Here is a 15,949-nt window from a genome sequence, read left to right as displayed (position 1 = left end):
CGCTCCGTGGTGGCGGGACGGGCCTCAGGACCCGCTGCGTGCGTCCGCTCGGGCCGCCACGACCTCCGTCATCGCGTCGAGGAACGCCGTCGTCTCGGCCTCCGTTCCCGCACTCACCCGGAGGTGGTTCGGGATGCCGACGTCGCGGATGAGGACCCCGCGGGCCAGCAGCGCCTCGAACACCGCGCGCGGATCGTCGACACCGCCGAAGAGGACGAAGTTGCTCCCGGTCTCGTGCACGTCGAAGCCGAGAGCGCGGAGCCCGTCGACCATCCGGTCGCGCTGCACGATGATGTCGCCGACCATGGCGAGCATCTCGTCGGAGTGGGCGAGCGCGGCCGTGGCCGCCGCCTGCGTGAGCGCCGAGAGGTGGTAGGGCAGGCGGACGAGCCGGAGCGCGTCGATCACGGCCGGGTCGGCGGCGAGGTAGCCGAGGCGGACGCCCGCGAAGGCGAAGGCCTTGCTCATCGTGCGCGAGACGAGGAGGCGGGGGCGGCCCGGCAGCAGGCTCAGCGCGGTGGGAGCTCCGCGGCCTCCGAACTCGGCGTAGGCCTCGTCGACGACCACGATGCCGTCGGTCGCGTCGTAGACGGCGGCGACGGTCTCGAGGTCGAGCGGGGTGCCCGTGGGGTTGTTGGGGGCGCAGAGGAACACGATGTCGGGCTGCGCCAGGCGGACCTGCTCGGCCGCGTGCGCCGCTCCGACGCGGAAGTCGCTCTCGCGCGGCGCGGGGATCCACTCCATGCCGCTGCCGGAGGCGAGGATCGAGTACATCGAGTAGGTCGGCGCGAAGCCGAGGAGCGACCGCCCGGGACCGCCGAAGGCCTGCAGCACGTGCTGGAGGACCTCGTTCGACCCGTTGGCCGCCCAGACGCCGTCCGCGGTGAGACCGTGGCCGAGGTAGCCGGCGAGGGAGTCGCGGAGCTCGCGGAACTCGCGATCGGGGTAGCGGTTGACGGTGCGGAGCGCGACTCCGACCCGCTCGATGATGTCCGAGACGACGTCGTCCGGGACGGGGTGGGTGTTCTCGTTGACGTTCAGGGCGACGGGCACGACGGCCTGGGGCGCACCGTAGGGGTGCTTGCCGCGGAGGTCGTCGCGCAGGGGCAGATCATCGAGAGTCGTCACCAGAAGATGCTAGCGGCGCCGCCCGTCGAGGCCGGAGTGCCGGTCAGCGGACGACGTCGTACTGGGAGGGGACCGCGAGGCGCTGCCCGGGCTCGATGCCGGCGCTGGGGAGCTGGTTGAGCGACAGGATGTCGTCGACCACGTCGCGGGGGTCGGACTCCGGAGCGAGCTCCTCGGCGAGCGACCAGAGGGACTCGCCCGCGCGGACGGTGACGTACTGGAACTCGACGCCCGACTGATCGGCGGACGCGACTGCTCCCCCGCCGTTCAGGCCGAAGACGAAGGCGCCGGCGACGATCGGCAGCGCCCCGAGAGTGGCGAGCACGGCGCGCCCGCGCCGCGTGAGGCGCAGGTGCGACTTCTGCGGCGTCGCCGGATCGATCGGACGCCGGGTCGCGTGCGAGTCGTGTGTCGTGCGGGAATTCCGTGCGGTCATGGTGATCGCTCCTCTCAGCAGGGACTCGGGGCGGACCTCGGCCGGGAGGGCCGCCCCGAATCTCTGTTCCGAATATATCTTCGAACTTCGCGGCGGACAAGTGCCTGTCGCGTCGTATCCGCTGTGCCGCCCTCCGGATGACGGCTCGCGACACACTCGAACGAATGTTTCGAACGGGGACCCGCGGCGGATACAGTTTCGAGAGCCCGGAGGTAGTACAGCAGCGACCACCGACATTCGACGTCGGACCGCAGCCGGGAGGGTGCGCACGCGGGGTGCGCGCCGAGAGAGGGAGCACCGTGAGCGACGCGCAGACGCCGAAGACCAAGCCGGGCGCCGGTCGCCGCCGCAAGAACCTGAGCGCCAAGCAGCTCGCCATCCTCGATGCGATCCAGCGCTCGGTGTCGAGCCGCGGCTACCCGCCGAGCATGCGCGAGATCGGCGACGCCGTCGGCCTCGCCTCGCTCTCGAGCGTCACGCACCAGCTCAACCAGCTCGAGCTGAGCGGCTACCTCCGCCGCGACCCCAACCGGCCCCGCGCGCTCGAGATCCTGATCGACGTCCCGAGCTCGACCGAGGACGACGGCTCCTTCGAGTCGACCGTGACCGTCGGTGACGCGGCGATGGTGCCGCTCGTCGGCCGGATCGCGGCGGGCGTCCCGATCATGGCCGACCAGCAGATCGACGAGGTGTTCCCCCTCCCCCGGCAGCTGGTGGGCAAGGGCGAGCTGTTCATGCTGAAGGTCGTCGGCGAGTCGATGATCGACGCGGCCATCTGCGACGGCGACTGGGTCGTGGTGCGGTCGCAGCGCACCGCCGAGAACGGCGAGATCGTGGCGGCCATGCTCGACGGCGAGGCGACCGTGAAGGTGCTCCGCCAGCGCGACGGCCACACCTGGCTCCTCCCCCGCAACTCCAACTTCGAGCCCATCCTCGGCGACGAGGCCGAGGTGCTCGGGAAGATCGTCGCGGTGCTCCGCTCCGTCTGACCGCGGACGAGGAGACCCCGGTCCGTCGAGGTTGCCTGCTCGCGCAGGGCGCCTCGACGGGCCGGGGTCCGCTCGTCCGGGCCCGCGCCTCCTAGACGGCCGCCGCTCCCGTGAGCGCCGCGCGGGCGCCGGAGGCCGCGGAGACCATCGACCGCAGCGACGCCACCGTCTCCTCGTAGCCCCGGGTCTTCAGACCGCAGTCCGGGTTGATCCAGAGCTGGCGCGCGGGGATGGAGCCGAGAGCCGTGCCGACCAGATCGGACACCTCCCCCTCGCTCGGGACGCGCGGCGAGTGGATGTCGTACACACCGGGGCCGATGCCCCGCGCGAAGCCGGAGCGCTCGATGTCGGTGACGACCTCCATCCGCGAGCGCGCCGCCTCGATGCTGGTCACGTCCGCGTCGAGCTGGTCGATCGCGTCGATGACGACTCCGAACTCGGAGTAGCAGAGGTGGGTGTGGATCTGCGTGCCCGTCGCGGCTCCCGCGGTAGCGAGCCGGAACGCACCGACCGACCAGTCGAGGTAGGCGGGCTGGTTCGCCTTCTCGAGCGGCAGCAGCTCGCGCAGCGCCGGCTCGTCGACCTGGACGATGCGGATCCCCGCGCGCTCGAGGTCGGCGATCTCGTCGCGCAGGCTCAGTGCGACCTGCTCGGCGGTCTCCTTCAGCGGCTGGTCGTCGCGCACGAACGACCACGCGAGGATCGTCACCGGGCCGGTGAGCATGCCCTTGACCGGCCGCTCGGTCAGCGACTGGGTGAAGCTCGACCACTCGACCGTGATCGGTGCCGGGCGCGAGACGTCGCCCCAGAGCAGCGACGGCCGCGTGCAGCGGCTGCCGTACGACTGCACCCAGCCGTTCCGCGTCACCGCGAAGCCGTCCAGGTTCTCGGCGAAGTACTGCACCATGTCGTTGCGCTCGGGCTCGCCGTGCACGAGGACGTCGAGCCCGATCTCCTCCTGGAGCCGCACGACGCGCTCGATCTCGGCGCGCATGCGCTCGACGTACTGCGACTCGGTCAGCTCGCCCCGCCCCACGGCCGCTCGCGCCGTGCGGATCTCGCGCGTCTGCGGGAACGATCCGATGGTCGTCGTCGGCAGCGGCGGAAGGCCGAGGGCCTCCTCCTGGGCGGCGAGGCGCTCCTCGTAGGAGGCGCGGCGGTAGTCCTCCGGCCGGAGAGCCGCCGCGCGGGCGCGGACGGCACCGTCGCGCACGCCCGGCGCCGCACGGCGGTCCTCGAGCGCCGCCGCGGCGTCCGAGAGCTCGGCGGCGACGGCGTCGCGACCCTGGGTGAGCCCCCGCGCCAGCACCGCGATCTGCTCCACCTTCTGATCGGCGAAGGCGAGCCACGAGGCGAGGCGCGCATCGAGGTCGGGCTCGTCGGTGACGTCGTGCGGGACGTGGAAGAGCGATGTCGACGTCGAGACCGAGACCTGCGCGGCCAGCGGCCGCAGCGCCTCCGCGGAGTCGAGTGCGGCCGCGAGGTCGCCGCGCCAGACGTTGTGGCCGTCGATCACGCCGGCCACCAGCACGGTGTCCCCGACCGCCGAGGCGGGCGCCGAGCCCTTCACGAGGTCGACTCCCACCGCCTCGACCGCCGAGGCGGCCAGGATCGGCAGCGCGTCACCGAGGTCGCCGTAGGGCGCCGCCACGAAGAGCGCGGGTCGCTCCTCGGCACCGCCGAGCACGCGGTACGCCTCGGCGGTCGCCTCGAGGACCCGCTCGCGGTCGACCTCGATCGACTCCGAGACCAGAGCCGGCTCGTCGAGCTGCACCCACTCGGCCCCGGCCTCCCGGAGGCGCCCCAGCAGCTCGACGTAGACGGGCAGCAGGTCGGCCAGGCGCGACAGCGGCTCGAAGCCCTCGGGCGCCGACTCCGACGGCTTCGCCAGCAGGAGGTACGTGACCGGGCCGACGAGGACAGGCCGCGTCGTGAAGCCCGCCTCGCGCGCCTCCTCGACCTCGCGGACGCGGCGCGTGTCGGCGAGCGTGAACCGCGTCCCGGGCCCGATCTCGGGGACGAGGTAGTGGTAGTTCGAGTCGAACCACTTCGTCATCTCGAGCGGGGCGCGATCGCCGTCGCCGCGGGCGAGGGTGAAGTAGCCCGCGAGATCGAGCGAGCCGTCGACGACCAGGTCGGCGAAGCGCTCGGGGACGGCGCCCACCGCGACGCTGGTGTCGAGCACCTGGTCGTAGAACGAGTGCGCCTCGGGGATCGACGAGTCGTCCCGGCCGAGCCCGAGGGCGGCCAGACGCTCCCGGGTCGCGGCGCGCAGGCCCGCGGCCGACTCCTCGAGCGAGGCGGCGTCGAGGGTCCCGGCCCAGAAGGACTCGATCGCCTTCTTGAGCTCGCGACGCCGGCCGATGCGGGGGTAGCCCAGGACGGTTCCGGTGGGGAAGACGGCTGCGGTCGTGCTCATGATGGTCTCTCCGTGGTGAGGGGTGGTGACGGGTTCCGGTCGCCCGCGAGTGCGGGTTCCCGAGGCAGGAGGCCGCTCTCGGCGAGGACGGCGAGGGGCTCCTCGTGGCGGTTGAAGGCGTACAGGTGGATCGCCGGGGCGCCGGCCTCGAGGAGGGTCCTGACCATCGCGGCGGCGTGCGCGACGCCGATCCGGCGGCGGCCCTCGTCGTCGGGCTCGACATCGAGGGCGATCGCGAGCTCGGCGGGCAGGTCCTCGCCGCTCAGCTCGAGCATCCGCCGGAGCCGGCCGGGGCTGGTGACGGGCATCACTCCCGGGATGATCGGCATGCGCACCCCCGCGATGCGGGCGCGCTCGACGAAGCGCACGTAGTCGGAGGGATGGAAGAACAGCTGCGTGATCGCGAACGACGCTCCCGCCGCCTCCTTCGCGAGCAGCGCGTCGATGTCCTGCGAGAGCGACCGGGAGCGCGGGTGCCCGTTCGGGAACGCCGCGACGGCGACCTGCGCGCGGGGCCGGCTCGCGATGTCGACCCGCTGAGCGTTCGGCCGTCCGGGCATCGTCACGGCTCCGTAGGGCTCGCGCTCGGCCTGCACGCGGTGGATCAGCTGCACGAGCTCGGCGGCGCTGCCGAGGTCACCGGGCACCTCCTCGCCCTCGGCGGTACCGGCGGGCGGGTCGCCGCGCAGCGCGAGGAAGCGGGTGACCCCCGCCTCCAGGAACTCGTGGACGAGCCGGCTCGCCTGGGCATGGGTCGACCCGACGCAGGTGAGGTGCGCGAGCGCCTCGACAGGGGTGCTCCGGTGGATGTGACGCAGGATCTCGAGCGAGGAGCTCCGGGAGGAGCCGCCCGCGCCGTACGTCACCGAGATGAAGGAGGGCCCCGCCTCGGCCAGACGGTCCACGGTGCCCAGGAGCGCCGCGGTGCCATCGGCGGTGCGCGGCGGGTAGATCTCGAAGGAGAAGGGGACGGGACTCGGACAGTGGGGTTCCGGGGGCGACTCCGCACGACTCGTCGACACGACGCGGCCCTCCGTCCCTCAGCGCGAGCACGGGCCGCTGCGGGCCCGCTCCGGGCGCCGGGCGGCGCCTCGCGGTCCACAGTAGGAACGCCCCGGTGCGCCGTCGACTCGCGTGACGCGATGTGAACGGCCGTGACGGAGTGTGTCGGACGACGAAGCGCCCGCCCCCGGGTGTCCCCGGGAGCGGGCGCTCGATCGTGCCTCCTGCTACGCCTCCAGGACCGCCGGAGGCGCCGCGAACTCGCCGAGCGAGCCCGCCAGCTCGGCGTGCACGAGCGCGCGCACGTGCGTGCCGCCCTCGACGTACTGCGTCGTGAGGATCCGGCCGCTGCGGTGCAGCTGCGAGACCACGTCGCCGCGGTCGTAGGGCACCAGCAGATCGATCTCGATCTCGGGCTCCGGGAGGATCTCGGCGATCCTCGCCTGGAGCTCGTCCATCCCCTCGCCGCTGCGGGCCGAGACGAAGACCGCGTCGGGAGCGAGCCCTCGGAGCACGAGGCGCGCCCCCTCGTCGATCAGATCGGACTTGTTGAACGCGATGATCTCGGGGATGCCCCGCGCGCCGACCTCGCCGATGACGTCCCTGACCGTCGCGATCTGACCGGCGGGGTCGGGGTGCGACGCGTCGACGACGTGCACGATGATGTCGGAGTCGGCGACCTCCTCGAGCGTCGAGCGGAAGGCCTCGACCAGCTGGTGCGGGAGCGCGCGCACGAAGCCGACGGTGTCGGCCAGCGTGTAGACCCGCCCGTCGCTGGTCTGCGACTTGCGGATGGTCGCGTCGAGCGTGGCGAACAGCGCGTTCTCGACCAGCACCCCGGCGTGGGTCATCCGGTTGAGGAGGCTCGACTTGCCGGCGTTCGTGTAGCCCGCGATCGCCACGGAGGGAACCGCGTTGCGCTTGCGGTTGGCGCGCTTCGCCTCGCGGGCCGGCTTCATCGCGGTGATCTGCTTGCGCAGCCGCGCCATCCGCGTGTGGATGCGACGACGATCGAGCTCGATCTTGGTCTCACCCGGACCACGCGAGCCCATGCCGGCACCGGAGCCCACCTGTCCACCGGCCTGGCGCGACATCGACTCGCCCCAGCCGCGGAGGCGGGGCAGCAGGTACTCGAGCTGCGCGAGCTCGACCTGCGCCTTGCCCTCGCGGCTCGTGGCGTGCTGGCTGAAGATGTCGAGGATCACGGCCGTGCGGTCGATCACCTTCACCTTGACGACGTCCTCGAGCGAGCGCCGCTGGCTCGGAGCGAGCTCGGTGTCGGCGACGACGGTGTCGGCGCCGAGAGCGGCGACGAGGGAGGCGAGCTCCTCGGCCTTGCCCTTGCCGAGATAGGTGCTCGGGTCGGGGTGCGGTCGTCGCTGGAGCAGCCCGTCGAGGACGGTCGCTCCGGCGGTCTCGGCCAGCGCGGCGAGCTCGTGGAGCGAGTTCTCGGCGTCCTCGAGCGAGTTCTGCGAGTACACGCCGATGAGGACGACGTTCTCGAGACGCAGCTGCCGGTACTCGACCTCGGTGACGTCCTCGAGCTCGGTCGAGAGCCCGGCGACCCGGCGCAGCGCCTGCCGGTCCTCGCGGTCGAACTGCTCGCCGTCGGAGTTCTCGCCTCCGTGCCCGCTCGTCTGCAGCGCCTGTGCGCCGCCCGAGACGAAGCGCGAGTAGCCCGCCGAACGCGACTGCGCGTTCGCCAGGACCCGCGAGACGACATCCACGGCGTCGGTCGTGTCGGTCTCGTTCAGGTCTTCGGTCATCCGGATAACACAAACTCCTCGGGTGTTGATAAGTTCTCTTCTCATGGCCGGCGAGCACTACTTCACGAGTACTCCCGACGGCGATCTCCGGCCCCGCCGGATAGCGGTCCGTCTGGCCGGTCGCGACCTCGAGGTCACCACCGCCGGAGGCGTCTTCAGCCCGGGCCACATCGACCTCGGCACCCGCGTCCTGCTGAACGCCGTTCCCGACGTCCCCGCCGAGGGCGATCTGCTCGACCTCGGCTGCGGGTGGGGGCCGGTCGCGCTCACGCTCGCCCTCGAATCCCCCGACGCCCGGGTGTGGGCGGTCGACGTCAACCAGCGGGCGCTCGAGCTCGTCCGGCGCAACTGCGCAGAACTCGGCCTCACCAACGTCAACGCCGTGCTGCCCGAGGATGTTCCCGAGGGCCTGCGATTCCGCACCGTCTGGTCGAATCCGCCGATCCGCGTCGGCAAGGAGGAGCTGCACGCTCTGCTGGAGCGCTGGCTGCCCCGTCTCGAGGACGGCGCGGACGCCTGGCTCGTGGTGCAGCGGAACCTCGGCTCCGACTCGCTGCAGGCGTGGATGACGGACGCCTTCGAGGGCCGCCTCGAGGTGGAGCGGGTCTCCTCCGCGAAGGGCTTCCGGATCCTGCGGACCACGCGGGTCTGAGCCCGCCGCCCGCCGCGTCAGTCGAGGCGGATCGTGCCGGTGTAGACGAGATCGGCGGGGCCGGACAGGCCGACGTGCTCGCCCTCCTCGGTCGGGAACATCGTCACGCCGAGCGTGCCGCCGGGGACGTCCACGCGCCACGACTGCGGCGCGCGCGGGCCCGCCCAGTAGCGCACGGCCAGGGCGGCCGCGGCGGCGCCCGTGCCGCAGCTCAGCGTCTCGCCGCTGCCGCGCTCGTGGACGCGCATCCGGATGCGGCCGATGCCGTCGTGGATCAGCGGCTCGCCGGGCACGACGAACTCGACGTTCGCGCCGTCCTCGGGCTCGGGATCGAGCTGCGGGATGTAGACCAGGTCGGCGGAGTCCAGCTCCTCGTCATTGCTCAGCGCCACGACGACGTGCGGATTGCCGAGGTCGATGCCGAGGCCGGGACGCGCGACCTTGAGCTCCTTGGCACGCACGAGCGGCTCGCCGCCGGCGAGCTCCCAGCGTCCGAGGTCGACCTGGAAGCCGACGCCGCTGCGCGTGACATCGCGCACTCCGGCGCGCGTGCCGATGGGGAGGGTGTCTCCCGGCTCCAGCTCGGCGAGACCGCCGGCGAGGAGGAAGGCCGCGTAGACCCGGATCCCGTTGCCGCACATCTCGGCGATCGAGCCGTCGGCGTTGCGGTAGTCCATGAACCACTCGGCCTCCGGCTCCTGCTCGAGGGCGGCGGCGCCCTCCGGCAGGGCGCGGGAGCGGACGGCGCGGATGATGCCGTCGGCTCCGACGCCGAAGTGGCGGTCGCAGATCATCGCGATCTGCGCGGGCGAGAGGTCCACCTCACCGTCCGGGTCGCTGAAGAGCACGAAATCGTTCCCCGTGCCCTGGCCCTTCGTGAAGTGCAGCTCGATCGTCATGGCCGACAGCCTACCGAGGGGCGGAGGCTCGGACCTGTGCGGCACGGAGCGCCCGCGCCACCAGATCGGGCGCGTCGAACGGCATCCGGTGCGCCTGCCCGTAGCGCCGGAACCAGCTGTTCTGACGGCGGGCGTAGCGCCGGGTGAGCGCCTGGGTGGCGGCGATCGCCTCCTCCCGGCTCAGCGCCCCCGAGCGCTGCGCGAGGGCCTGGGCGTAGCCGATCGCGCGACCGGCGGTGACGCCGCGCTCGAGCCCCTCCGGGACGAGGCGCTCGATCTCGTCGAGCATCCCGTCGGCCCACATCCGCTCGACCCGGCGATCGAGGCGCTCGACGAGGATCTCGCGCGGCGCCTCCAGCATCAGGATGCCCGCCGGGCGCCAGGGGACCGGCTCGTCCGACATCAGCGCGCTGTGCGGCGACCCGGTGAGCTCGGCGATCTCGAGGGCGCGGACGATCCTCCGGAGGTTGAACGGGCCGATCCGCTCGGCGACCTCGGCGTCGATCGCCCGCAGACGGGTGAACAGTGCGGCCGGGCCCTCCCGTTCGCCCACCTCCTCGAGCGAGCGGCGGACCTCGGGATCGGTCCCCGCGAACGTGAACTCGAAGACGACGCTCGAGACGTAGAGGCCGGAGCCGCCGACCAGGATCGGTGTCGCGCCGCGCGCGAGCACCTCGTCGATCACCCGTCGCGCCTCCTGCTGGTAGCGCGCGACCGAGGCCTCCTCGGTCACGTCCAGGACGTCGAGGAGGTGGTGCGGCACTCCGCGGCGCTCGGCGGGAGGGAGCTTCGCGGTGCCGATGTCCATCCCGCGGTACAGCTGCATCGCGTCGGCGTTGACGATCTCGGCCGCTCCCCCGGCCCCCCGGATCGCGTCGGCGAGATCGAGGGAGAGCTCGGACTTGCCGGTACCGGTCGCACCGACGACGACGAGGATCTCGGGGCGCTCGGCCTCAGCGCTCGCCATCGGCGGTGTCGTAGATCGGAGTGGTGAGCGTCGCGGTGCGGACTCGGAGACCCGGCAGACCGAGCGACACCCGCGGTGCGGCACCCGCCGGTGTCGTCGCGGGGACGCCGCAGGACTCGGCCTGGGCGCGGTCCCACGCGTCGCCGGCGCGCGTGCGCCGGATGCGGAGCGGTGCACCGTCGAGCGAGTCGGCCACGAGGTAGAACGGAGCCGCGCGCGTGATCCGCACCGAGACCACATCGCCGGGGCGGGGCAGCTCCGAGCCGGCCGGCACGTCGAAGTGCACCAGCCGGCTGTCCTCGGCGCGTCCGCTCAACCGGTGGGTCTCGCTGTCGCGCCGACCCTCGCCCGTGGCGACGAGCACCTCGACGTCGCGACCGACGACGGTGCGGTTCTCGCTCTCGCTGATGGCGTCCTGCAGCGCGGTGAGGCGCTCGTAGCGCTCCTGCACGACCGCCTTGGGCACCTGGTCGGGGAGCGTCGCGGCCGGCGTGCCGGGGCGGATCGAGTACTGGAAGGTGAAGGCCGAGGCGAACCGCGCCTCCTCGACGACGCGCAGGGTCTCGGCGAAGTCCTGCTCGGTCTCGCCGGGGAAGCCCACGATGATGTCGGTGCTGATCGCGGCGTGCGGGATCCTGGCGCGGACCCGGTCGAGGATGCCGAGGAAGCGGTCGGACCGGTAGGAGCGGCGCATCGCCTTCAGGATGCGGTCGGACCCGGACTGGAGCGGCATGTGCAGCTGCGGCATCACGGCGGGCGTCTCGGCCATCGCATCGATGACGTCATCGGTGAAGGCCGCCGGATGCGGGCTCGTGAAGCGGATGCGCTCGAGGCCGTCGATGGCCCCTGCGGCGCGGAGCAGCTTCGAGAACGCCTGCCGGTCGCCGAACTCGACGCCGTAGGAGTTGACGTTCTGGCCGAGCAGCGTGACCTCGATCGCGCCGTCGTCCACGAGGGCCTGGATCTCGGCCAGGACGTCGCCCGGGCGGCGGTCCTTCTCCTTGCCCCGGAGCGAGGGGACGATGCAGAAGGTGCAGGTGTTGTTGCAGCCGACCGAGATCGAGACCCAGCCGCTGTAGGTCGAGTCGCGCTTGGTGGGCAGGGTGGACGGGAACACGTCCAGCGACTCGAGGATCTCGAGCTGCGCCTCCTCGTTGTGCCGCGCCCGCTCGAGCAGGCTCGGCAGCGCGCCCATGTTGTGCGTGCCGAACACGACGTCGACCCACGGCGCGCGGTCGAGGATGACGTTCTTGTCCTTCTGCGCGAGGCAGCCGCCGACGGCGATCTGCATGCCCTCGTGCCGTCGCTTCACCGAGGCGAGGTGACCGAGGTTGCCGTAGAGCTTGTTGTCGGCGTTCTCGCGGACCGCGCACGTGTTGATGACCACGACATCGGCCTCGGCGCCGTCGGCGGGCACGTAGCCCGCCGCCTCGAGCGATCCGCTGAGCCGCTCCGAGTCGTGCACGTTCATCTGGCAGCCGAACGTGCGGACCTCGTAGGTCCGCGGTCGGGCCTCGGAGGTGGTGGGGATCGGGCCGAGCGTGCTCATGGGTGGCGATTCTACGCGCCACCGACCGACGGGCAGGCCGCTCGGCTCAGTGGAACCGGACGCCCGACCCGGGGCGGCGGACCGTCTCGCGCACGACACGCTGGACGAGCGCCCCCGAGTACCCGCGCCGGGCGAGGAACCCCGTCAACCGGCGCTCCGCGACCTCGTCGGACAGCGACCGCAGGCTCGGGAGGCGCTTGCGCGCGAGCTCGAGCGCCGTGCGGTACTCGTCGTCGCCGTCGAACTCGTCGAGCGCCGTGGCGATCGCGTCGGCGTCCAGCTTGCGGGCGCGCAGCTCCTGCTGGATCGAGGAGCGGCCGAGCTTCTTCCGCTCGCGCAGGGACAGCACGAGCTGCTCGGCCATCTTGTAGTCGTCGAGGTAGCCGAACCGGGTGAACCGCTCGACGATCTCGAGCGCGTCCTTCTCGGCGACGCCCTCGGTGTAGAGACGCGCCTCGACCTCGGCGATCGACAGGCTCTTGCGCGAGAGCCCGCGGACGATCCGATCGGCGATCTCCTCGGGATCGGGCTCCTCGGGAGCGTCGATCTCGAGGTCCGCCTCGTGCGGGTCCGCCTCGCGCGGATCGGTCGTCGACCGCCGTGCCACATGAGCGGACAGCTCCGCGATCCGCTCGGCATCGCCGGCACCCGGCTCGGACCGCCGGATCGCGCTGACCGGAGCGGATGTCTCGGCGGAGACGTCCGGCTCGGTGGCCGACTCGTCCTTCACCCAGGGCAGGAAGGCCACGGGGCGGCCTCCTGGCCCCTCCGTGGCCTTCTCGCGCACGATCTACGCGCCCTTGCGCACGGGCTGCTTGGTCTCGATCGCGACGGGAGCCGCCTCGGCCTTCGCGTTCGGATCGGCGATCACGCCGAGCTTGACGAGGATGCGCTTCTCGATCTCGGCCGCGATGTCGGCGTTGTCGATGAGGAACTGGCGCGCCTTCTCCTTGCCCTGTCCGAGCTGGTCGCCGTCGTAGGTGTACCAGGCACCCGACTTGCGGACGATCTCGTGCTCGACACCGAAGTCGATGAGGCTGCCCTCTCGGGAGATCCCGATGCCGTAGAGGATGTCGAACTCGGCCTGCTTGAACGGCGGGGCCATCTTGTTCTTGACGACCTTGACACGGGTGCGGTTTCCGACCGCGTCGGTGCCGTCCTTCAGCGTCTCGATGCGGCGGATGTCGAGGCGGACGGAGGCGTAGAACTTGAGCGCCTTGCCGCCCGCGGTGGTCTCGGGGCTTCCGAAGAAGACGCCGATCTTCTCGCGCAGCTGGTTGATGAAGATCATCGTGGTGTTGGTGGTGTTGAGACCACCGGTGAGCTTGCGGAGGGCCTGCGACATCAGGCGGGCCTGGAGACCCACGTGGGAGTCGCCCATCTCGCCCTCGATCTCGGCGCGGGGCACCAGCGCGGCCACGGAGTCGATGACGATCAGGTCGATCGAGCCGGAGCGGACGAGCATGTCGGCGATCTCGAGCGCCTGCTCACCCGTGTCGGGCTGCGAGACGAGGAGGGAGTCGATGTCGACGCCCAGCTTCTTCGCGTACTCGGGGTCGAGGGCGTGCTCGGCGTCGATGAAGGCGGCGATGCCTCCGTTGCGCTGCGCGTTCGCGATGGCGTGCAGGGTCAGCGTGGTCTTTCCGGAGGACTCGGGGCCGTAGATCTCGACGATGCGGCCGCGCGGGAGCCCGCCGATCCCGAGCGCGACGTCGAGCGCGATCGAGCCGGTCTGGATCACCTCGACCGGGGCGCGGTCGTCGCTGCCGAGGCGCATGACAGCGCCCTTGCCGAACTGGCGGTCGATCTGGGCGAGTGCTGTCTCGAGGGACTTCTCGCGGTCTGAAGAACTGGGCATGGCCGTCTCGCTCTCGTGCTCGTGGTGGTATCGCCTACAGGCTGTCGCGTCGTGCCGGTGCTGGCCGATCGGTGTCTCCGATCGGTGCGCCGGCCGGATGCGACAAGGCGGTGAAGCAGGTCCGTTGACTTGTTCTCGACGGTACGCCCGACCTCCGACATCGGGGCCGAGCGAGAGCCGCTCAGTGGAGAACGAGCGGCTTCTGCTTCTGTTGAGGAGCCTAGACCCGATCGAACAGGGGTTCGAGCACGGTGGCGCGGCGTGTCGAACACGACTTCGGTGCGCCGAGACCCGGACGGCTCAGTCGCGCCGCTTCTTCGGGTCGATCCCGTGCCAGCGCGCCTCGGGCACGTCGTTGGCGCGGCAGAGGGCCTGCCACACCTCCCGCGCCTCTGCGCCGTCCTGCAGCGCCCGCTCGGCGGTGCGGCCGTCGAGCTCGGTCAGCACGAGATCCGACACGAGGACGCGGGCGTAGGCGGGGCCGAACTCGTCGTCGACCAGCTGACGGAACTCGCTCAATCGCATCCCCCCACGCTAACGGGCCCGGAGAACGGCCGGGAACGCCGCAGGGCGTCCGAGTCGAGACTCGGACGCCCTGCGAGCGGAACGGGGTGCGGTGGGTGGAGGGGGAGGGTGCGGAACCGCCTACTGGGCGATGAGGTCCGCGTCGAATCCGGCGACCATGTCGGCCGGGATGGTGTCGGGGATCGTGTCGATCCCCTCGATGACGGCGAGGCGGTCGCCGACCTCGCGCATGATCACCGAGATGGGTGTGTCGAGCGCATCGGCGACCGAAGCGAGGATCTCCGAGGAGGCCTCCTTCTGACCGCGCTCGACCTCGCTGAGGTAGCCGAGCGCGACACTCGCCTTGCTCGCCACCTGTCGGAGCGTGCGACCTTTCTGCAGGCGAAAGTCCCTGAGGACATCGCCGATCTCTTGACGAACCAGAACCATTGGACCCTCCTTCTCCACGTCAACCGCGACCTCGTCCGGCCCGGTCGATGCGAAGGCGCCATGAGGGCGCATTCTGATCGAGGGGGCTGAGTACGAAGGAACCGGATAGCTGTTCACTACCCGGTTCGTGTGCGTCGACTCTAATACCGGATGACTGGACTTTGCGTGTGAGCGACGTCAGATGTAACCCGGGCGAAACGCGGCGCATTCCACGATCCGGAACTGATCGGAGAAGAGGGGTGATTCACAGGGGAGAGGAGGTCGCCAGCCGGGTGGCCGCCTCGAGCGCCGCCGTGACCGAGGCGGCTCGGATGGCGGCCCGCCCGCCCTCGAGGTGCAGCGCGTGCACCTGCTCGGTGTCGCCGAGCACGACGGCGACGAAGACCGTCCCGACCGCCGCACCGTCCTGCGGGTCGGGGCCGGCGACCCCCGTGGTCGCCACGCCGACCGTGCGCGCCCCGTCGGCACCGAGCGCCGACACGGCGCCGCGCGCCATCTGCAGGGCGACCTCGGGGTGCACCGGCCCGTGCTCGGCGAGGAGGGCCTCATCGACCCCGAGGAGACGGTGCTTGAGGTCGGTCGCATAGCTCACGATCGCACCGCGGTAGACGGCGGAGGCACCGGGGACCTCGACGACGGCCGAGCTCACCGCCCCGCCCGTCAATGACTCGGCGACCGCGAGCCCGAGACCGCGCTCCGCGAGAGCCCGCACGAGCGGCTCGGCGATCACGGGCGCTTGCGCGCGGCCCGGCTCTGGCGCGCCGCGTCGGCGAGGTAGTCGATCCCCGTGACGACGGTGAGCACGAGAGCGGCCGTCATCGTGAGGCCGTTGAGCCAGTGCACCCACTCGCCGAGGACGAGCCAGAGCGGGAGGAGGGCGAGGGAGATCGCGACGGACTGCACGATCGTCTTGAGCTTGCCGCCCCGGGACGCCGGGATCACCCGGTCCGACAGCACGGCCATCCGGAACACCGTGATGCCGATCTCGCGGGCGAGGATGACGATCGTCACCCACCACGGCAGCTCGGCGAGGATCGAGAGGCCGATGAGAGCGGCGCCCGTGAGCACCTTGTCGGCGATCGGATCGAGGAGCTTCCCGAGATCGGTGACGAGTCCGCGGCTGCGCGCGATGTGCCCGTCGATCCCGTCGGTCGCGATGGCGACGATGAAGAGCAGGGCGGCCGCGATGCGCAGCCCTCCGTCCTCTCCCCCGTCGGCCAGCAGCAGCCAGAAGAACAGCGGCGCCAGCAGGATCCGGACGACGGTGATCGCGTTCGGCAGGTTCCAGTTGCCGGAGCGCGCGGGCGTTCCGGCCGTCGGGGTGCTCATG

Annotated in this window: 16 protein-coding genes; 2 read left to right on the top strand and 14 right to left on the bottom strand. The window is 71.6% G+C overall.

Annotated elements, in window-relative coordinates:
• Positions 1–24: 24 nt before the first annotated feature.
• Both GSU68_RS06785 and GSU68_RS06780 read right to left on the bottom strand, forming a co-directional pair.
• Positions 25–1,131 carry a histidinol-phosphate transaminase gene (locus GSU68_RS06785; RefSeq protein ID WP_159910165.1) on the bottom strand — a complete coding sequence of 369 codons (1,107 nt, stop codon included), beginning with the start codon at positions 1,129–1,131 and terminating at the stop codon, positions 25–27.
• Positions 1,132–1,171: 40 nt separating this feature from the next.
• Entirely contained in the window at positions 1,172–1,564 is a 393-nt protein-coding gene (locus GSU68_RS06780) for a LysM peptidoglycan-binding domain-containing protein (RefSeq protein WP_159906686.1), read from the bottom strand.
• A gap of 299 nt (positions 1,565–1,863) precedes the next feature.
• On the opposite strand from GSU68_RS06780, the gene lexA reads away from it, so the two are divergent.
• Positions 1,864–2,553 (top strand): transcriptional repressor LexA, encoded by a 690-nt coding sequence (lexA, locus tag GSU68_RS06775; RefSeq protein ID WP_167305278.1) that lies wholly within the window; start codon positions 1,864–1,866, stop codon positions 2,551–2,553.
• Positions 2,554–2,644: 91 nt separating this feature from the next.
• On the opposite strand, the gene metE is transcribed toward lexA, so the two are convergent.
• The 3 genes from metE to hflX form a co-directional block, all read right to left on the bottom strand.
• Positions 2,645–4,972 (bottom strand): 5-methyltetrahydropteroyltriglutamate--homocysteine S-methyltransferase, encoded by a 2,328-nt coding sequence (gene metE, locus GSU68_RS06770; RefSeq protein ID WP_159906682.1) that lies wholly within the window; start codon positions 4,970–4,972, stop codon positions 2,645–2,647.
• Positions 4,969–5,994 carry a methylenetetrahydrofolate reductase gene (locus tag GSU68_RS06765; protein WP_159906680.1) on the bottom strand — a complete coding sequence of 342 codons (1,026 nt, stop codon included), beginning with the start codon at positions 5,992–5,994 and terminating at the stop codon, positions 4,969–4,971. Before GSU68_RS06765 ends, metE begins: the two co-directional genes overlap by 4 nt.
• Positions 5,995–6,201: 207 nt before the next feature.
• A complete protein-coding gene (hflX, locus tag GSU68_RS06760; protein WP_159906678.1) occupies positions 6,202–7,740 on the bottom strand; it encodes a GTPase HflX in 1,539 nt (512 codons plus the stop codon).
• A gap of 43 nt (positions 7,741–7,783) precedes the next feature.
• On the opposite strand from hflX, the gene GSU68_RS06755 reads away from it, so the two are divergent.
• Positions 7,784–8,392, top strand: coding sequence for a methyltransferase (locus GSU68_RS06755; RefSeq protein ID WP_159906676.1), 609 nt, complete (start codon positions 7,784–7,786; stop codon positions 8,390–8,392).
• Positions 8,393–8,409: 17 nt separating this feature from the next.
• Here the strand turns inward: GSU68_RS06755 and dapF are convergent, their stop codons facing one another.
• From dapF to pgsA, 9 genes are all read right to left on the bottom strand, one after another.
• Positions 8,410–9,291, bottom strand: coding sequence for a diaminopimelate epimerase (dapF, locus tag GSU68_RS06750; RefSeq protein WP_159906674.1), 882 nt, complete (start codon positions 9,289–9,291; stop codon positions 8,410–8,412).
• A 10-nt stretch (positions 9,292–9,301) separates the two neighbouring features.
• Positions 9,302–10,258, bottom strand: coding sequence for a tRNA (adenosine(37)-N6)-dimethylallyltransferase MiaA (gene miaA / locus GSU68_RS06745; protein ID WP_159906672.1), 957 nt, complete (start codon positions 10,256–10,258; stop codon positions 9,302–9,304).
• Positions 10,245–11,807, bottom strand: coding sequence for a tRNA (N6-isopentenyl adenosine(37)-C2)-methylthiotransferase MiaB (miaB, locus tag GSU68_RS06740; protein ID WP_159906670.1), 1,563 nt, complete (start codon positions 11,805–11,807; stop codon positions 10,245–10,247). The genes miaA and miaB overlap by 14 nt, the downstream gene beginning before the upstream one ends.
• A gap of 46 nt (positions 11,808–11,853) precedes the next feature.
• Positions 11,854–12,555, bottom strand: coding sequence for a regulatory protein RecX (locus GSU68_RS06735; protein ID WP_159906668.1), 702 nt, complete (start codon positions 12,553–12,555; stop codon positions 11,854–11,856).
• A gap of 42 nt (positions 12,556–12,597) precedes the next feature.
• Positions 12,598–13,665, bottom strand: coding sequence for a recombinase RecA (gene recA / locus GSU68_RS06730; protein WP_159906666.1), 1,068 nt, complete (start codon positions 13,663–13,665; stop codon positions 12,598–12,600).
• Positions 13,666–13,965: 300 nt separating this feature from the next.
• Positions 13,966–14,190, bottom strand: coding sequence for a DUF3046 domain-containing protein (locus GSU68_RS06725; protein ID WP_159906664.1), 225 nt, complete (start codon positions 14,188–14,190; stop codon positions 13,966–13,968).
• 120 nt (positions 14,191–14,310) lie between these two features.
• Positions 14,311–14,619, bottom strand: a complete 309-nt coding sequence (locus GSU68_RS06720) for a helix-turn-helix transcriptional regulator (protein ID WP_056042334.1) — start codon at positions 14,617–14,619, stop codon at positions 14,311–14,313.
• 244 nt (positions 14,620–14,863) lie between these two features.
• The gene (locus GSU68_RS06715) at positions 14,864–15,349 is read right to left on the bottom strand and encodes a CinA family protein (protein ID WP_159906662.1); all 486 of its coding nucleotides are present in this window, start codon (positions 15,347–15,349) and stop codon (positions 14,864–14,866) included.
• A complete protein-coding gene (gene pgsA, locus GSU68_RS06710) occupies positions 15,346–15,948 on the bottom strand; it encodes a CDP-diacylglycerol--glycerol-3-phosphate 3-phosphatidyltransferase (RefSeq protein ID WP_159906650.1) in 603 nt (200 codons plus the stop codon). Before pgsA ends, GSU68_RS06715 begins: the two co-directional genes overlap by 4 nt.
• Between the last annotated feature and the right edge of the window lies 1 nt (position 15,949).

The organism is Rathayibacter sp. VKM Ac-2759 (assembly GCF_009834225.1).
In the GTDB taxonomy this organism is placed as follows: Bacteria; Actinomycetota; Actinomycetes; order Actinomycetales; family Microbacteriaceae; genus Rathayibacter.
Note: the sequence above shows the minus strand (reverse complement) of the source record. Positions and strands in the feature narration are given on the sequence as shown.